The 16,695-nt window shown below is 33.3% G+C and carries 14 protein-coding genes; 12 read left to right on the forward strand and 2 right to left on the reverse strand.

The genetic code is table 11. The features are described 5' to 3' along the window. Positions 1–30 precede the first annotated feature (30 nt). From hisC to hisIE, 6 genes are all read left to right on the forward strand, one after another. Complete coding sequence (gene hisC / locus QE431_RS10480; protein WP_307295531.1) at positions 31–1,077, forward strand: histidinol-phosphate transaminase; 1,047 nt, start codon at positions 31–33, stop codon at positions 1,075–1,077. A 136-nt stretch (positions 1,078–1,213) separates the two neighbouring features. Next, the gene (gene hisB, locus QE431_RS10485) at positions 1,214–2,350 is read left to right on the forward strand and encodes a bifunctional histidinol-phosphatase/imidazoleglycerol-phosphate dehydratase HisB (RefSeq protein WP_307295534.1); all 1,137 of its coding nucleotides are present in this window, start codon (positions 1,214–1,216) and stop codon (positions 2,348–2,350) included. Positions 2,351–2,418: 68 nt separating this feature from the next. Next, complete coding sequence (gene hisH, locus QE431_RS10490; protein ID WP_307295536.1) at positions 2,419–3,012, forward strand: imidazole glycerol phosphate synthase subunit HisH; 594 nt, start codon at positions 2,419–2,421, stop codon at positions 3,010–3,012. A 117-nt stretch (positions 3,013–3,129) separates the two neighbouring features. After that, positions 3,130–3,855, forward strand: a complete 726-nt coding sequence (hisA, locus tag QE431_RS10495) for a 1-(5-phosphoribosyl)-5-[(5-phosphoribosylamino)methylideneamino]imidazole-4-carboxamide isomerase (RefSeq protein ID WP_307295539.1) — start codon at positions 3,130–3,132, stop codon at positions 3,853–3,855. 81 nt (positions 3,856–3,936) lie between these two features. Next, positions 3,937–4,692: an imidazole glycerol phosphate synthase subunit HisF gene (hisF, locus tag QE431_RS10500; RefSeq protein WP_307295541.1), complete on the forward strand. Its 756-nt coding sequence runs from the start codon at positions 3,937–3,939 to the stop codon at positions 4,690–4,692. 121 nt (positions 4,693–4,813) lie between these two features. Beyond that, positions 4,814–5,410, forward strand: coding sequence for a bifunctional phosphoribosyl-AMP cyclohydrolase/phosphoribosyl-ATP diphosphatase HisIE (gene hisIE / locus QE431_RS10505; protein WP_057118002.1), 597 nt, complete (start codon positions 4,814–4,816; stop codon positions 5,408–5,410). A gap of 83 nt (positions 5,411–5,493) precedes the next feature. On the opposite strand, the gene QE431_RS10510 is transcribed toward hisIE, so the two are convergent. After that, complete coding sequence (locus QE431_RS10510) at positions 5,494–6,192, reverse strand: carbohydrate-binding family 9-like protein (protein WP_307295544.1); 699 nt, start codon at positions 6,190–6,192, stop codon at positions 5,494–5,496. A 165-nt stretch (positions 6,193–6,357) separates the two neighbouring features. Between QE431_RS10510 and QE431_RS10515 the strand changes: the two genes are divergently transcribed. Continuing rightward, on the forward strand, positions 6,358–8,013 hold the full coding sequence (locus QE431_RS10515) for a M1 family metallopeptidase (protein ID WP_307295546.1): 1,656 nt from the start codon (positions 6,358–6,360) through the stop codon (positions 8,011–8,013). Between the two features lie 247 nt (positions 8,014–8,260). On the opposite strand, the gene QE431_RS10520 is transcribed toward QE431_RS10515, so the two are convergent. Beyond that, on the reverse strand, positions 8,261–9,805 hold the full coding sequence (locus QE431_RS10520; protein WP_134141302.1) for a hypothetical protein: 1,545 nt from the start codon (positions 9,803–9,805) through the stop codon (positions 8,261–8,263). A 155-nt stretch (positions 9,806–9,960) separates the two neighbouring features. Here QE431_RS10520 and QE431_RS10525 point away from each other — a divergent pair, with 155 nt between their 5' ends. From QE431_RS10525 to ilvN, 5 genes are all read left to right on the forward strand, one after another. Further along, entirely contained in the window at positions 9,961–11,136 is a 1,176-nt protein-coding gene (locus QE431_RS10525) for a 2-isopropylmalate synthase (RefSeq protein WP_057117998.1), read from the forward strand. Positions 11,137–11,213: 77 nt separating this feature from the next. After that, a complete protein-coding gene (gene leuB / locus QE431_RS10530; RefSeq protein WP_057117997.1) occupies positions 11,214–12,332 on the forward strand; it encodes a 3-isopropylmalate dehydrogenase in 1,119 nt (372 codons plus the stop codon). Between the two features lie 269 nt (positions 12,333–12,601). Then, the gene (gene ilvD, locus QE431_RS10535; RefSeq protein ID WP_307295549.1) at positions 12,602–14,275 is read left to right on the forward strand and encodes a dihydroxy-acid dehydratase; all 1,674 of its coding nucleotides are present in this window, start codon (positions 12,602–12,604) and stop codon (positions 14,273–14,275) included. A 104-nt stretch (positions 14,276–14,379) separates the two neighbouring features. After that, complete coding sequence (gene ilvB / locus QE431_RS10540) at positions 14,380–16,068, forward strand: biosynthetic-type acetolactate synthase large subunit (protein ID WP_307295551.1); 1,689 nt, start codon at positions 14,380–14,382, stop codon at positions 16,066–16,068. 77 nt (positions 16,069–16,145) lie between these two features. Further along, positions 16,146–16,667 (forward strand): acetolactate synthase small subunit, encoded by a 522-nt coding sequence (gene ilvN / locus QE431_RS10545; RefSeq protein ID WP_057117994.1) that lies wholly within the window; start codon positions 16,146–16,148, stop codon positions 16,665–16,667. The last annotated feature ends 28 nt before the right edge of the window (positions 16,668–16,695 follow it).

The raw sequence follows: 16,695 nt of genomic DNA on the forward strand, positions 1-16,695 counted from the left end.
TCTATTCTCTATATTCTAAAAATTAAGATAATGAAATTCGATATAAATACAATTACACGTGAAAACGTAAAATCTTTAAAGCCATATTCTTCGGCGAGAGATGAGTTTGAAGATTTCGATACTGCCGATATGATTTTTTTGGATGCAAATGAAAATCCGTTTCAAAATGGAGTAAATCGTTATCCAGATCCACAACAGAATTCGGTTAAAGCCATTTTAGCCAAAAATAATAATACTAAACAGAGTCAGATTTTGTTAGGAAATGGAAGTGATGAAGTTTTAGATTTGATTTTCAGAGCTTTCTGCGAACCAAAAACAGATAATATTATTACGTTGCCGCCTACGTACGGAATATACAGCGTTTTAGCGAATATCAACGCAGTAGAAAACAGAGAAATTCTGCTTACAAATGATTTTCAGCCTCAAGTAGAAAAAATTTTAGAAGCTGTCGATGAAAATACAAAAATCATCTTTTTATGCTCACCCAATAACCCGACTGGAAATTCTTTTTCAGACGAAAGCATTGTGAAATTACTTCAAAACTTTAAAGGTTTAGTTGTAATTGATGAAGCTTATATTGACTTTTCAGAAAAAGAAAGCTGGCTTGTAGAAATTGATGAATATCCAAATTTGGTAATTACTCAGACGCTTTCAAAAGCCTATGGTTTAGCTGGAATTCGTTTAGGAATTTGTTATGCATCAGAAGCTGTTATTTCAGTTTTGAATAAAATAAAACCGCCTTATAATGTAAACGAATTGACGCAGCAAAGAACTATTGAACGTTTAAAAGATTCTGAAAAGATAAAACAAGAAATAGCTTCTATTATAAATCAAAGAGAAGAATTACTTAAAGTTTTACTTGAAATAAATTTTGTAGAAAAAATTTATCCTACAGAAGCTAATTTTGTTTTGGTAAAAGTAGATGATGCTAACAAAAGATATGATCAATTAATCGAAAAAGGAATTGTAATTCGTAACAGAACCACACAGCCATTATGCGAAAACTGCCTTCGTTTTACAATTGGAACAGAAGAGGAAAATGCAGTTTTAATTAAAGAATTAAAGTTGTTGAAATAGAAAAATAGAATCAAAGAATATAGAGTAAAGAATATAGAGTAAAGAATATAGAGTAAAGAAAAAAGTAAGAACTTTAAAAATAGAATGAAAAATCTATTCTCTTTACTCTATCTTCTATATTCTCAAAAAATAAAACATGAAAAAAGTACTTTTTATCGATCGTGATGGAACGATCGTTTTAGAACCTGAAAATTACCAATTAGACAGCTTAGACAAACTGGAATTTTATCCAAAAGCTTTTCAATATCTAGCAAAAATTGCCAGCGAATTAGACTACGAATTAGCAATGGTAACCAATCAGGACGGATTAGGAACGGATAGTTTTCCTGAGGATACCTTTTGGCCAACACAAAATTTCATTCTAAAAGCTTTTGAAAACGAAGGAGTTGTTTTTAATGAGATTTTTGTGGACAGATCTTTTCCAGAAGAAAATGCGCCAACACGCAAGCCTAGAACAGGAATGCTTACGAAATACTTGAATAATCCAGAATATGATTTAGAAAATTCTTTTGTTTTAGGAGATCGTTTAACCGATGTTGAATTGGCTAAAAATCTGGGAGCAAAAGCGATCTACATGAATGATATCGATGGAATTGGCAGTAACGAAATTTCATTAAAACGCGAAGAATTAGATGAAACAATCGTTTTGCAAACCATGGATTGGAAAAAAATCTATGAGTTTTTAAAGTTAGAAGCACGTTCTGCGTCAATAACTCGTAAAACAAATGAAACGGATATTTATATCAATTTAAACTTGGATGGAACCGGAAAAAGTAAAATTGATACTGGAATTGCTTTTTTTGATCACATGTTAGACCAGATTTCACGTCACGGTCAAATGGACTTAGAAATCCTTGTAAAAGGTGATTTAGAGGTTGATGAGCATCATACAATCGAAGATACGGCAATCGCTTTAGGTGAAGTTTTCGCGAAAGCGCTAGGAAACAAATTAGGAATTGAGCGTTACGGATTTTGTCTTCCAATGGATGATTGTTTAGCACAAGCAGCAATTGATTTCGGCGGTAGAAACTGGTTGATTTGGGAAACCGAATTCAAACGTGAAATGGTCGGTAAAATGCCAACCGAAATGTTCTATCATTTCTTCAAATCGTTTACAGACGGTGCAAAAGCCAACTTAAATATCAAAGCAGAAGGAATCAACGAACATCATAAAATCGAAGCAATTTTTAAAGCTTTCGCGAAAGCGATAAAAGTTGCCGTAAAAAGAGATACTGAGAAAATGATTTTACCTTCGACGAAAGGAATGTTGTAAAACGCTATAAGCAATAGGCTGTAGGCATTAGGCCTAAAGCTTATGGCTTAAAGCTTAAAGCTTTTTTAATGAAAATAGTAATTATTAATTACGGAGCAGGAAATATTCAGAGCATTATGTTTGCTATTGAAAGATTGGGATTTAATGCTGTTTTGAGTAATAATCCGGATGAAATTAAATCGGCAGATAAAGTGATTTTTCCTGGTGTGGGCGAGGCAAGTTCGGCGATGGCTAAACTTCGCGAAAGCGGTTTAGATAGTTTGATTCCGCAATTGAAACAACCCGTTTTAGGTATTTGTTTGGGAATGCAGTTAATGTGTAATTCGTCTGAAGAGGGAAATACAAAAGGTTTAGGTATTTTTGATATTGATGTTGTAAAATTCTCAAACAGCGTTAAAGTCCCGCAAATGGGATGGAATCAGATTTATGACTTAAAATCGGATTTGTTTAAGGGAATTTCTGAAAATGAATTCATGTATTTAGTGCATAGTTTTTACGCGCCAAATTGCGATGATGCCATTGCTACAACGAATTATGACGTTGAATATGCATCGGCTTTGCAAAGAGATAATTTTTACGGAACTCAATTCCACCCAGAAAAAAGTGGCGATATTGGAGAGAAGATTCTTGGAAATTTTTTGAAACTAAATCCCAAAGATTAAATTCCAAATTCCAATATCAAAATCAATTTCAATCAAAACATCAATTTTAGAAATTACTAATTCAATAATACTTTTTGAATAATCTAAAATCTAAAATCAATAATCTAAAATAGAAAAATGAGAATAATACCAGCCATAGATATCATTGACGGAAAATGTGTTCGTTTGTCCAAAGGCGATTATGATACGAAAATAATTTACAATGAGAATCCGCTTGAAGTGGCGAAATCATTTGAAGCACACGGAATTGAATATCTGCATTTAGTGGATCTTGATGGTGCAAAATCGAGTAAAATTGTTAATTACAAGATATTAGAACAAATTGCGACGCAAACAAGTTTAAAGATCGATTTTGGAGGCGGATTAAAATCGGATGACGATTTGAGAATTGCTTTTGAAAGCGGTGCAAATCAGATTACAGGTGGAAGTATAGCCGTAAAAAACAGAGCTATTTTCGAAAAATGGATTTCGGAGTACGGATCAGAAAAAATCATTCTTGGTGCAGATGCAAAAGACGAAAAAATAGCAGTTTCAGGCTGGCTGGAAGAATCAAATGAAGATTTAGTTCCGTTTATTCAGGATTATCAAACAAAAGGAATTCAGTATGTTATCTGTACTGATATTGCAAAAGACGGAATGCTTCAAGGCCCAAGTTTTGATTTGTACAGCAAAATTTTAGCGGAAGCGAAAGGAGTAAAATTAATTGCTTCCGGCGGTATTTCAACCTTCGACGAATTACCAAAATTAGCCGAATTAGGCTGCGAAGGAACGATTATAGGAAAAGCGATTTACGAAGGGAGAATCACTTTAAAACAGTTAGAGGATTTTATAATTAGAAAATGAGAAAATTTGATAATTAGATAATTTATGCGTGACGAAAATAATTATCTAATTGACTAATTATCTAATTAACACATTAAAGAAATGTTAGCAAAAAGAATAATACCCTGCTTAGATATAAAAAACGGAAGAACCGTAAAAGGTGTTAATTTCGTTGATTTGCGCGATGCGGGAGATCCCGTTGAATTGGCTGAAATTTATTCAAAAGAAGGCGCAGATGAATTAGTTTTTCTGGATATTTCGGCAACGGAAGAAAGACGCAAAACACTTGTAAATATGGTGCGAAGTGTTGCAGAGAAAATCAATATTCCGTTTACAGTTGGCGGCGGAATTTCATCTGTTGAAGATGTTGACATTCTGCTGAATAATGGCGCAGATAAAGTTTCCATAAATTCATCAGCAGTCAAAAATCCGCAATTAATTAATGATTTGGCTCAGAAATTTGGAAGTCAATGCGTTGTTGTCGCAATCGACGCCAAACAAATTGATGGACAATGGATTGTACATTTAGTAGGAGGAAAAGTACCAACAGAACTAAATCTATTCGATTGGGCTGTTGAAGTGGCAGAACGCGGTGCCGGCGAAATTTTATTTACTTCAATGGACAATGACGGAACTAAAAATGGGTTTGCAAATGAAGCTTTGGCGAAACTTTCCGAATTAGTTAATATTCCAATCATTGCTTCAGGCGGAGCAGGAAATATACAGCATTTTGTAGATTCGTTTAAAGATGGAAAAGCAGATGCGGCTTTGGCAGCAAGCGTTTTTCACTTTAAAGAAATCGAAATCAAAGCTTTGAAAGAAGAACTGAAGAATAATGGAGTGGAAGTTAGACTTTAAAGAAAAGCAAGAAACGAGAAGAAAGACAAGAAACAAGAAGAAAGAAGAAAGAGTAGATTTAATCTAAAATAACAAGAATTCAGAGAATCTAAAATCTGAACTCTAAAATCTAAAATAAAAAATGGATATCGATATCAAAAGCGCACACGGATTAATTCCGGCTATAATCCAAGATTCAGAAACAAAAAATGTTTTGATGCTGGGCTATATGAACGAAGAATCGCTTCAAAAAACAATAGAGACACAGAAAGTAACTTTTTTCAGTCGTTCCAAACAAAGACTTTGGACAAAAGGTGAGGAGAGTGGTAACTTTTTAAATTTGGTAAGCATTAAAAATGACTGCGATGGCGATACGCTTTTGATTCAGGCAAAACCTGTTGGACCAACTTGTCATACTGGTGCCGATACCTGCTGGCAGGAACCAAATGAAGCGAATTATGGCTTCATTTCTCAATTAGAAAACACAATCAAAACTCGCAGAGAAAACGCTGATTCTGAAAAAAGTTATGTAGCTTCTTTATTCGAAAAAGGAATCAATAAAATTGCTCAAAAAGTGGGTGAAGAAGCTGTAGAAGTGGTTATTGAAGCAAAAGATAATAATGATGATTTGTTTCTTAGCGAAAGCGCCGATTTGCTTTTTCATTACCTAATTTTATTGCAGGCAAAAGGTTATCAGCTGAATGATGTTGTGGATGTTTTAAAGAAACGTCAGAAGTAAAAGTTTTGTTTCAAGTTTCAGGTTTCAGGTTTCGGGCTAACGTGCGTAACCTGAAACCTGAAACCTGAAACAAATGAAACTAATTACTCCACAAACTCAAAAACCGCTAATTCTGCTGGCTGATGAAAACCAAATTTTAAACTCTTATAAGGTTGTAATGCAAGGTATTCGATACTGTTACCGTAATCTATTCTAAAAGCACTTCCTTTCCATTTTGTACCAATTTCTGGTTTTAAAAAATTACCGTTTTTAATATTTTTAAGGCTTGAAAAAGGAATTTTAATTTCGACACAATAACCATCAGGATTTATTTTACTTACAGATTCTAGTCCTTTAATATCAAAATCCATTGTGGTTTTCCATCCGCCGCATTCTGGCGAAATACATTTTAAAAGCAGATCATAATTACTTGAAAAAGCGTTTACTCCAATTTCAACATAATTCTGCCCATCTCCATCTGGATCAAGAAAAAGTTCTACTAAATCATCAGTGTAAAAAATCTGGGAATCTTTCTTTTGAGCTTTTCCAATAATTTTAGAATCGATACAATTGTAAGCTATATAAAGGTTTTCGTCATTCCACGAAAGTGATACAAATGTATTTTGAGCAGCTTTTTCTCCAGAATCGTGAATCGCAAACGGACCTAGAAAAGGTGTTTCCCAATCTGATAAATTTCCATCAATGCTGATTTTATTTTTCGTTTTATGAATAGCTATATTTTGTGAATTTACAGCTGTCGATAACATTACAACCAAAAAAGAAGCTATTACATCAAATCTCATATTTAAATTTTATTGATTAAAAACACTAAAATATAGAAGAATAATGAATTTAGGTGTTATTTTTTCATCCTTAAAACATAAAATTTTAAAATACTTGATCTGAATGTTTACATTTGTTGAAGATTAAGTGGTTTAATTACCTTATTTATTACAAATTTATAAATAATGAAAAAATACTTTGGTGGCGTATTTATCGCCTTTTTAGTTGGTTTCACGGCAAATGCCCAAGGACTTTTAAATAAGTCTGAAACTGTTTTTACGCATCAGGATACATTACGTGGCAGTATTACAAAAGAAAGAGCTTGGTGGGATTTAAAATACTATCATTTAGATGTAAAAGTAAAACCATCTGAGAAAACAATTTCGGGTTCAAATACTGTTCGTTATACTGTTTTGACAGAAAATAATAAAATGCAGATCGATTTGCAGCAGCCAATGCAGATTACTAAAGTTACTCAAAACGGAAAAGAAGTAAAATTTGAAAGAGATGGAAATGCTTTCTTTATTACTTTGACTGAAAAGCAAAAAGTTGGAGACACAAAAGAAATTATCATCTCTTTTGAAGGAAAACCAAAAGAAGCGGTTAGAGCACCATGGGATGGCGGATTTTCTTGGAAAAAAGATAAAAACGGAAAAGATTTTATTGCTACTTCTTGCCAGGGCTTAGGCGCAAGCGTTTGGTGGCCGTGTAAAGATCATATGTACGATGAAGTAGAAAATATGCTGATCAGCGTGAATGTTCCCGGAGATTTGACAGAAGTTTCAAATGGAAGGTTAAAAAGCGTTAAAAAGGAAAAAGACGGAACTAAAACTTTTAATTGGTATGTTTCTAATCCGATTAATAACTACGGCGTAAATATCAATATTGGCGATTACGTTAATTTCTCTGAAATATTTAAAGGAGAAAAAGGTAATTTAGATTGTAATTATTATGTTTTAAGAGATAATTTGGCTTTAGCAAAAGAACATTTTAAAGATGCTCCAAAAATGCTGAAAGCTTTTGAAGATTGGTTTGGACCTTATCCATTTTACGAAGACAGTTACAAATTAGTAGAAGTGCCTTATTTAGGAATGGAACACCAAAGCTCTGTGACATACGGGAATCAATATAAACAGGGTTATTTAGGAAAAGATTTAAGCGGAACAGGCTGGGGACTGAAATTTGATTTTATTATTATTCATGAGTCTGGACACGAGTGGTTTGCAAACAACATCACTTATAAAGACATCGCAGACATGTGGATTCACGAGAGTTTTACAAACTATTCTGAAAGTTTATTTTTGGAATATTATTACGGAAAAGAGGCTGGCGCTGAATATGTTATTGGATGCAGAAGAGGTATTGAAAACGACAAACCAATTATCGGTCATTATGATGTAAATAATGAAGGTTCAGGAGATATGTATCCAAAAGGTGCAAATATGCTGCACACCATTCGTCAGATTGTTAATGATGATGCGAAATGGAAATCGATTTTAAGAGGCTTAAATAAGACCTTTTATCATCAAACGGTAACTTCTAAGCAAATTGAGGATTATATCAACGATCAGTCTGGAATTAAGTTCAACAGAGTGTATGCACAGTATTTAACTACTACTAAAATTCCTGTTTTTGAATATATGTTTAAAAATGGAACTTTAGGATATCATTGGACCAATTGTGTTTCAAAATTTGATATGCCTGTAAAAGTAAAAATAAGTGGTGTAGAAACTTGGTTGAAACCAACTACAGACTGGCAGTCTATTAAAACTGAAAATGAAGATAGAAAACTCGAAGTTGATAAGAATTTCTATGTAACTACTTCGAATATTGTCGAATAAAGTTTTTGAAAATTCCAATAAAAAAAAATCCAATAAAAAAATCCCAAATTCCAATTAAGTGGAGTTTGGGATTTTATTTTAAGTCCTTCAGTAAACCCGACAGGTTTGTAAATCCTGTCTGGTTTATTGTTTTCGTAACGTTTTGTCATTTCGACCGAAGGCAGAAATTAAAAAAAAGGCTGAAAAACTTATTGTTTTTCAGCCTTTTTTTTATTGGAATTTGGAATTTCTCTATTGGAATTTAATCTTAACGATTATTTAATTTCGCTTTTTCCTTTATAATATCAGCAATTTTTCTATTTTCTATTTTGCTTTCAAGCCACGAAATAATATCAAGATATAAGAATGCTCTTTTCTCATAAGTGTTCTTCTCAAGCTCTACAAAGCGATCGTGCATTTTTTTGAATTCCTTCTTAATATCGGCTGGATAAAAGTTATTTAAATTTTTAAGGAATTTGATGATTTCTTTCTGAACTTCATGTAAATCATTCATTTTCAATAAAAACTTATACGTGCTTTTAAGATGATTTTCTAAGTAATAATCTTTTCCTAACTCATAATGCGCAATTAAAGACAATAATCTTGCAAAACACATCAAGTCTTCTCGCATTGTTAAGTTCTTGTTGTTGATGATTTTATCTAAATAATTGATGCATTCATTGTATTTTTCATTTCCAAAATAAATGGAAGCAATTTTATAGAAAAACAGCATTTCGTGGTGCTCATCAAGATGTTCACTATGTACTTTAAGTTTGCTTAAAATCTCAGGAATTAGATATTCGCTTTCCGCAAAAGTTCCTTCCAAGATGTGCAGATTTAGTTTATTGTTATATACATATAAAAATGATAGTGATGCAATATTATCGTTTACAGGAAATTTAGGATCTGCAATAGTTTCTTCTAAAAGATTCAGATACTTCTTGAAATTAGATTTATACTTTAACATATAAAGCGATTCTAAGAAATAATGATTTCCTTTCAAGAAAAATACAGGATTAAGATAAATCATGTTCGGATTATCATAAAACAATGTAACCCATTTATAGGCATATTTATAACTGGCCAAAAAGTCTTGAACTAGAAAGCTTCGCCACAAGTTGGCATTATAAAACCAGTATTTTTCGCGAAAGCCAAATTTACTTTCATCCAATTTTGAAATATGTCTATTAAAATAATCGTCAATATATTTGTATTCGGCGTCACTTTTTACGTATCCCGTTTTTAGCATGATTCCGTACAGTTGAAGCGATAAATTTGACAGTTTGCTTGAAATCGTATTGCGGTAGTTCAATTCTTTAGCCTGCACAACCAATTCGTCTGCTCGACCTTGAATACTTCGGGTAATATATTGGGATTCGATTAGTTTTTCAAATTCAACAATTTCATACGCCATATATTTTTCATCATTCTCCAGCGCTTGTTGTTTGGTCTTATCCAAAATTTTCAAACTCTGCTTATACAATCCTTTATTATAAAGAATTACAGCAAAATCCATTTGTTCACGAAGCTGGTAGCGAATATTCTGGCTGGGAATATTCAATCTTATACTTACTAAGATTTGCTTGTATAAGTATGATTTTAAGTTAGATAGCTGAACTTTTTGGATAATGCCACTTTTAAGAATGAGCTTTTCATCATAAACTTCAGATTTATCAAGAATGTTGAATAATTCAATAAATTTTGTGTTTGAACTCGTCTCTAATCGGCTTGCAAAAATTTTAAACTGTCTTTTTTCTGATTTCGAAAGTGATTTGATTAAAACAAATAAGAAATCTTTTTGATGGTTAGCCATTGTAAAAAATAATAATGTAACTTATTGATAATAAATTAGTTAATAAGGTATAAATCGTTTTATGAACAGTATAATTTCATTAAAATGAATTTCGTACTGCGATAGTACGATATATATTTGTTATCAAGATGTGAAATTACATTAAATAAATGAATATGAATAGAGAGAAAGTTCAAATTTTTGACACCACTTTGCGAGATGGTGAACAAGTTCCAGGATGTAAGTTAGATACTAAACAAAAATTAGTTATCGCAGAAAGACTTGACAAAATGGGAGTTGATATCATCGAAGCAGGCTTTCCTGTATCAAGTCCAGGCGATTTTTTATCGGTCTCTGAGATTTGTAAAATTGTAGAAAATGCAACCGTCTGCGGACTAACAAGAGCCGTAAAAAATGACATTGATGTTGCTGCAGCTGCTTTAAAGCACGCTAAGAAACCAAGAATCCATACTGGAATCGGAACTTCACAATCTCACATACTCCACAAATTAAATACTACGCCAGAAGATATTATTGCAAGAGCAAAATATGCTGTAGCACACGCAAAATCGTATGTAGAAGATGTTGAATTCTACGCAGAAGATGCAGGTAGAACAGATAACGCTTTCTTGGCTAAAGTTTGTGAGGAAGTTATTAAATCTGGAGCAACAGTACTGAATATTCCTGATACTACTGGATATTGTCTTCCAGAAGAATACGGAGCAAAAATTAAATACTTAAAGGAAAACGTAAAAGGAATCGAAAACGTAATCCTTTCATGTCACTGTCATAATGATTTAGGAATGGCAACTGCAAACTCAATTGCAGGGGCTATAAATGGAGCAAGACAAATAGAATGTACTATTAATGGTATTGGTGAAAGAGCTGGAAATACTGCACTTGAAGAAGTGGTAATGATTTTCAAACAACACCCATATTTAAATTTAGATACAAACATTAATACTAGAGAATTAAACGAAATGAGCCGTTTGGTTTCTGAAAGTATGGGAATGATTGTACAGCCAAATAAAGCGATTGTAGGAGCAAATGCTTTTGCACACAGTTCTGGTATTCACCAAGATGGTGTAATCAAAAACAGAGCAACTTACGAGATTATGGATCCGCTTGATGTTGGTGTAAACGAATCTTCAATTATTTTGACTGCAAGAAGCGGAAGAGCTGCTTTGGCTTATAGAGCTAAAAAAGTGGGTTACGAACTTACAAAAACACAGTTAGATATTGTATATGTTGAGTTTTTGAAATTTGCAGATATTAAAAAAGAAGTTTTAGATGCTGATATTCATCAAATCATCGAGGCTTCTAAAATTGAAGGTGAATTAATTAGAAGCTAGTTAAGAAGAATAGAAAATAGAGCAAAGAAGAAAGAGAAAAATAATAAAGGATTTAAATACATAAAGAACGAGACGTTATGAATTTGAAAATTGCAGTTTTGCCAGGAGATGGAATTGGACCTGAGGTTATTTTACAAGCCAAAAAAGCATTGTATGCTATTGCTGAAGTTTATAATCATGAATTTGTTTTTGAAGATGCGCTCATGGGAGCGGTTGCAATTGATAAAACAGGAAGCCCTTTGCCGGAACAAACACTAAATCTGTGTTTAAATACAGATGCAGTTTTGCTTGGTGCAATCGGAGATCCTAAATATGATAATAATCCGAATGCAAAAGTTCGACCTGAACAAGGTTTATTAAAGCTTCGTAAAGAATTAGGTTTGTTTGCGAATATCCGTCCGATAAAACCTTACAAAGCATTAATTGAAGCTTCTCCTTTAAAAAGAGAAATTATTGAAGGAGCTGATTTTACAATTTTCAGAGAATTAACAGGCGGTGCTTATTTCGGAGCTAAAACACTTAATGAAGAAGGAACGCATGCCTCGGATTTATGCGAATATTCAGAAGAAGAAATCACCAGAATTGCACATTTAGCTTTTAAATCGGCACAAAAACGACGCAAAAAGTTAACAATGGTAGACAAAGCCAATGTTTTGGAAACTTCAAGATTGTGGAGAAAAGTAGTTCAGAAAGTGAGCGAAAATTATCCAGATGTTAAGCTTGATTTTTTATTTGTTGATAATGCGGCAATGCAGTTGATTTTAAATCCGAAACAATTTGATGTGATTTTGACTGAGAACTTATTCGGAGATATTTTATCTGATGAAGCCAGTGTAATCACAGGATCTATTGGTTTACTGCCATCAGTATCTTTAGGAGAAAAAAATGCTTTGTTTGAACCAATTCACGGATCATATCCGCAGGCAAAAGGAAAAAACATCGCCAATCCGATTGCTTCGATTTTAGCAGCGGCACTTTTGTTAGAGCATTTTGGATTAACTAAAGAGGCTAATGTAATCTATAAAGCGGTAGAAAAAGCAATTGAATACAAAGTTGTAACAGTTGATTTAAAACCAGATTCAAAATTCGGAACAAACGAAGTAGGGGAGTTCGTTTCTAATTTTATTTTCAGTAAAGATGATTTACTGTATTTTAATAATGACAATGTAAGTATTGGACAATCTACAATTGTTTAATATTTTTTGTTAAAAAGTGAATTTAATAACAAGAAGTATTTGAAATGTTGAGATTTTATTTTTTTAGTTCCTAAAGTTTCTGTACTTTTGTGACACTAAAAAATAAATGATGCAAATCTCAATTATTATTATTTCTGTCGTTGTTGTCAATGTGATTCACACATCTGCATCGGGAATGTTATAAATATAATTGAAAAACTATATTACAAACCTTCCAAATACTGGAAGGTTTTTTTTTTGAATAAAAATTAAAATAAAATAAAGCAATAATGGAATTAAATAAGTACAGCAAGACCATCACTCAAGATCAAACACAGCCTGCGGCGCAAGCAATGTTGTACGGAATTGGTTTAACTGAAGAAGATTTAAAAAAAGCACAAGTTGGAATTGTGAGCATGGGTTACGATGGTAACACTTGTAATATGCACTTGAACGATTTAGCAAAAGATGTTAAAAAAGGTGTTTGGGATGCAGATCTTGTCGGACTTATTTTTAATACCATTGGTGTAAGTGACGGAATTTCAAACGGAACTGAAGGAATGCGTTATTCATTGGTTTCTCGTGATGTAATTGCAGATTCTATAGAAACAGTAGTTGGAGCGCAATGGTACGATGGTGTAATTGCAATTCCAGGCTGTGATAAAAATATGCCGGGAGCTTTAATCGCAATGGGACGATTAAACCGTCCAGCAATGATGGTTTACGGAGGATCTATTCACTCTGGAAAGTGGAAAGGTGAATCTTTAAATATTGTGTCAGCATTTGAAGCTTTAGGAAAAAAGGTTAAAAACGAAATTACTCCAGAAGATTTTAAAGGAGTTATTCAAAATGCTTGTCCAGGTGCTGGTGCGTGCGGTGGTATGTATACGGCAAACACAATGTCTTCGGCAATTGAAGCATTAGGAATGAGCTTACCATACAGTTCATCAAACCCTGCTTTAAGCCAGGAAAAAAGATACGAATGTCTTGCCGCCGGAGCTGCAATTAAAGTTTTATTAGAAAAAGATATTAAGCCAAGAGATATTATGACTCGCAAGGCTTTCGAAAATGCTATTACAATTGTAGCAGTTTTAGGAGGTTCTACAAATGCAGTTATGCACTTAATCGCAATGGCTCACTCTGTTGATATTAAAATTACTTTGGATGATTTCCAAGCAATTAATGACAGAACGCCAGTTTTGGCTGATATGAAACCAAGTGGTAAATACATGATGGAAGATATTCATGAAGTTGGAGGAATTCCAGCTGTAATGAAATATTTATTGAAAGCAGGACTTATTCACGGAGATTGTTTGACTGTAACAGGAAAAACAGTTGCCGAAAATTTAGCTTCGACTCCAGATTTACAAGACGGACAAGAAGTAATTCATGAAATTCAAAAAGCTTTAAAGCCAACTGGAAATATTCAAGTTTTATACGGAAATCTTGCTTCTGAAGGTGCTGTAGCAAAAATCAGCGGTAAAGAAGGGGAGTATTTTGAAGGTCCAGCTGTAGTATTTGAAGGTGAATTTGAAGTAATTCCAGGTCTTCAAGCAGGAAAAATTAAACCAGGTAATGTAGTCGTCATCAGGTATTGCGGGCCAAAAGGTGGTCCAGGGATGCCTGAAATGCTGAAACCTACATCTGCTATTATTGGCGCTGGATTAGGAAGCAGCTGTGCTCTTATTACAGATGGAAGGTTCTCTGGAGGTTCGCATGGATTCGTGGTAGGACACGTTACACCAGAAGCTTATGATGGGGGTGGTATTGCTCTAGTAAAAGATGGCGATTTAATTGCGATCGATGCCGTGAAAAATACTATTGACCTGAAAATTTCCGACGAAGAATTTGCAGCTAGAAAAGCGGCTTGGGTACAACCGCCGTTAAAAGTTACAAAAGGAGTTTTACTTAAATACGCAAGATCGGTTTCTAGTGCATCAACAGGCTGTGTTACCGATAATTAATTAATAAAATAACAATATCAAAAATCAATTGCAATAACAATATTAAATCGAAATATAAAATTGATATTGAAATTTGAAATTGATTTTTGAAAACAAAATATACTATGAAAATATCAGGGGCAGAAGCCGTTATAAGATGTTTATTAGCAGAAGGTGTAGACTTGGTTTATGGTTATCCGGGAGGAGCAATCATGCCGGTTTATGACGAATTATATAAATTTCAAGATCAGTTACACCATGTGTTAGTACGCCACGAACAAGGCGCAACACATGCGGCTCAGGGGTATGCAAGAGCAACAGGAAAAGTAGGGGTGGCAATTGCAACATCAGGACCAGGTGCAACAAACCTTGTAACAGGAATTGCAGATGCTCAAATCGATTCGACTCCGTTAGTTTGTATTACAGGACAAGTTGGAAGACATTTATTAGGATCTGATGCTTTTCAGGAAACAGATATTATCGGAATTTCAACTCCGGTTACAAAATGGAATTTTCAGGTAACTGAAGCTTCTCAAATTCCAGAAATTATTGCAAAAGCATTTTATATTGCTCGTTCTGGACGTCCAGGGCCTGTATTAATTGATATTACTAAAAATGCTCAATTTGATGAGTTTGATTTTAGTTATCAAAAATGTACTGGAATTAGAAGTTATGTTCCAGTTCCAAAATTAAAATTAGATAAAGTTGCCGAAGCTGCAGCTTTAATTAATAGTGCTCAAAAGCCACTTATCGTTTTTGGTCAGGGAATTATTTTAGGTCAAGCCGAAGCTGAATTCAAAGCTTTTGTAGAAAAATCTGGAATTCCTGCAGCTTGGACAATTTTAGGATTATCAGCATTACCAACAGATCATCCGTTGAATGTGGGAATGTTGGGAATGCACGGAAATTACGCTCCAAATTTATTGACAAACGAATGCGATGTTTTAATTGCTTTCGGAATGCGTTTTGACGACCGTGTGACTGGTAATTTAAAAACATATGCAAAACAAGCAAAAGTAATTCACTTTGAAATTGATCCAGCAGAGATTGATAAAAACGTGAAAACAGAAGTTGCAGTTTTAGGAGACGTAAAAGAATCTTTAGCGGCTTTATTGCCATTAATTGAAGCAAAATCTCATGACTTGTGGTTCAATCAATTTAGAGAATTAAGAAATATTGAATTTGAATCTGTAATTAAAGAAGAATTAAATCCAACGAATGGCAAAGGAATTTCAATGGGAGAAACTATTGAAATGATCAATAAACATTCAAATGGAGATGCAATTATCGTTTCAGATGTTGGGCAGCACCAGATGTTTGCTTGTCGCTATGCTAAATTTAATTCGACTAAAAGTAATATTACTTCCGGAGGTTTAGGAACTATGGGATTTGCTTTGCCTGCTGCAATTGGGGCAAAAATGGGAAAACCAGAACGTGAAGTAGTTGCGATTATTGGTGATGGAGGTTTCCAGATGACAATTCAAGAGCTTGGAACAATTTTTCAAACCAAAGTTCCTGTGAAAATTGTGATTTTAAACAATGAATTCTTAGGAATGGTACGTCAATGGCAGGAATTGTTCTTTGATAACAGATATGCTTCAACAAAAATGATTAATCCAAATTTCATTGCAATTGCCGAAGGATATTATATCAAATCTAAAAAAGTTACACAAAGAGAAGATTTAGATGCAGCGGTCGCTGAGATGCTGGCTTCAAAAGATTCTTACTTCTTAGAAGTTATGGTGGAAAAAGAAAATAACGTTTTCCCAATGATTCCAACAGGAGCTTGTGTTTCAGAAATTAGATTAAGCTAAAGAAAAGTTTCATGTTTCAAGTTTTACGTTTCAAGTTGGAAAACCTGAAACCTGAAACAAAATAAACTAAAAAACAAATGGAAGATAAAACATTTACCATATCGGTATACTCAGAAAATAACGTGGGTTTATTAAATAGAATATCTGGAATATTCTTAAAGCGTCACATTAATATATTAAGTCTAAATGTTTCTGAATCAGAAATAGAGAATGTTTCAAGATTTATCATTGTAGTAAACACTACAGAAAAATGGGTTCAGAATATTGTTGGACAAATTGAAAAACAAATTGAAGTTATAAAAGCATTTTATCACACAGATGAAGAAACTATTTATCTAGAAAATGCATTATTTAAAATCGCTTCTAATTTGTTGTTCGATGAAAAACAAATTCAAAATATAATTAAAGACAGCCAGTCTACGATTGTAACAGTTTCAAGAGATTTCTTTGTGATTTCAAAATCAGGAAGACGTTCAGAAATTGAAGAATTATACGAAAAATTCAAACCGTACGGAATTATGCAGTTTGTACGTTCAGGAAGAATTTCGGTTTCTAAAGAAAAAATGGAAATATCTTCATTATTAGAATCTTATAAATAAAACAATTTAGTTACTATAACATTATCAT

Source organism: Flavobacterium sp. SORGH_AS_0622, assembly GCF_030818825.1.
Lineage (GTDB): Bacteria > Bacteroidota > Bacteroidia > Flavobacteriales > Flavobacteriaceae > Flavobacterium.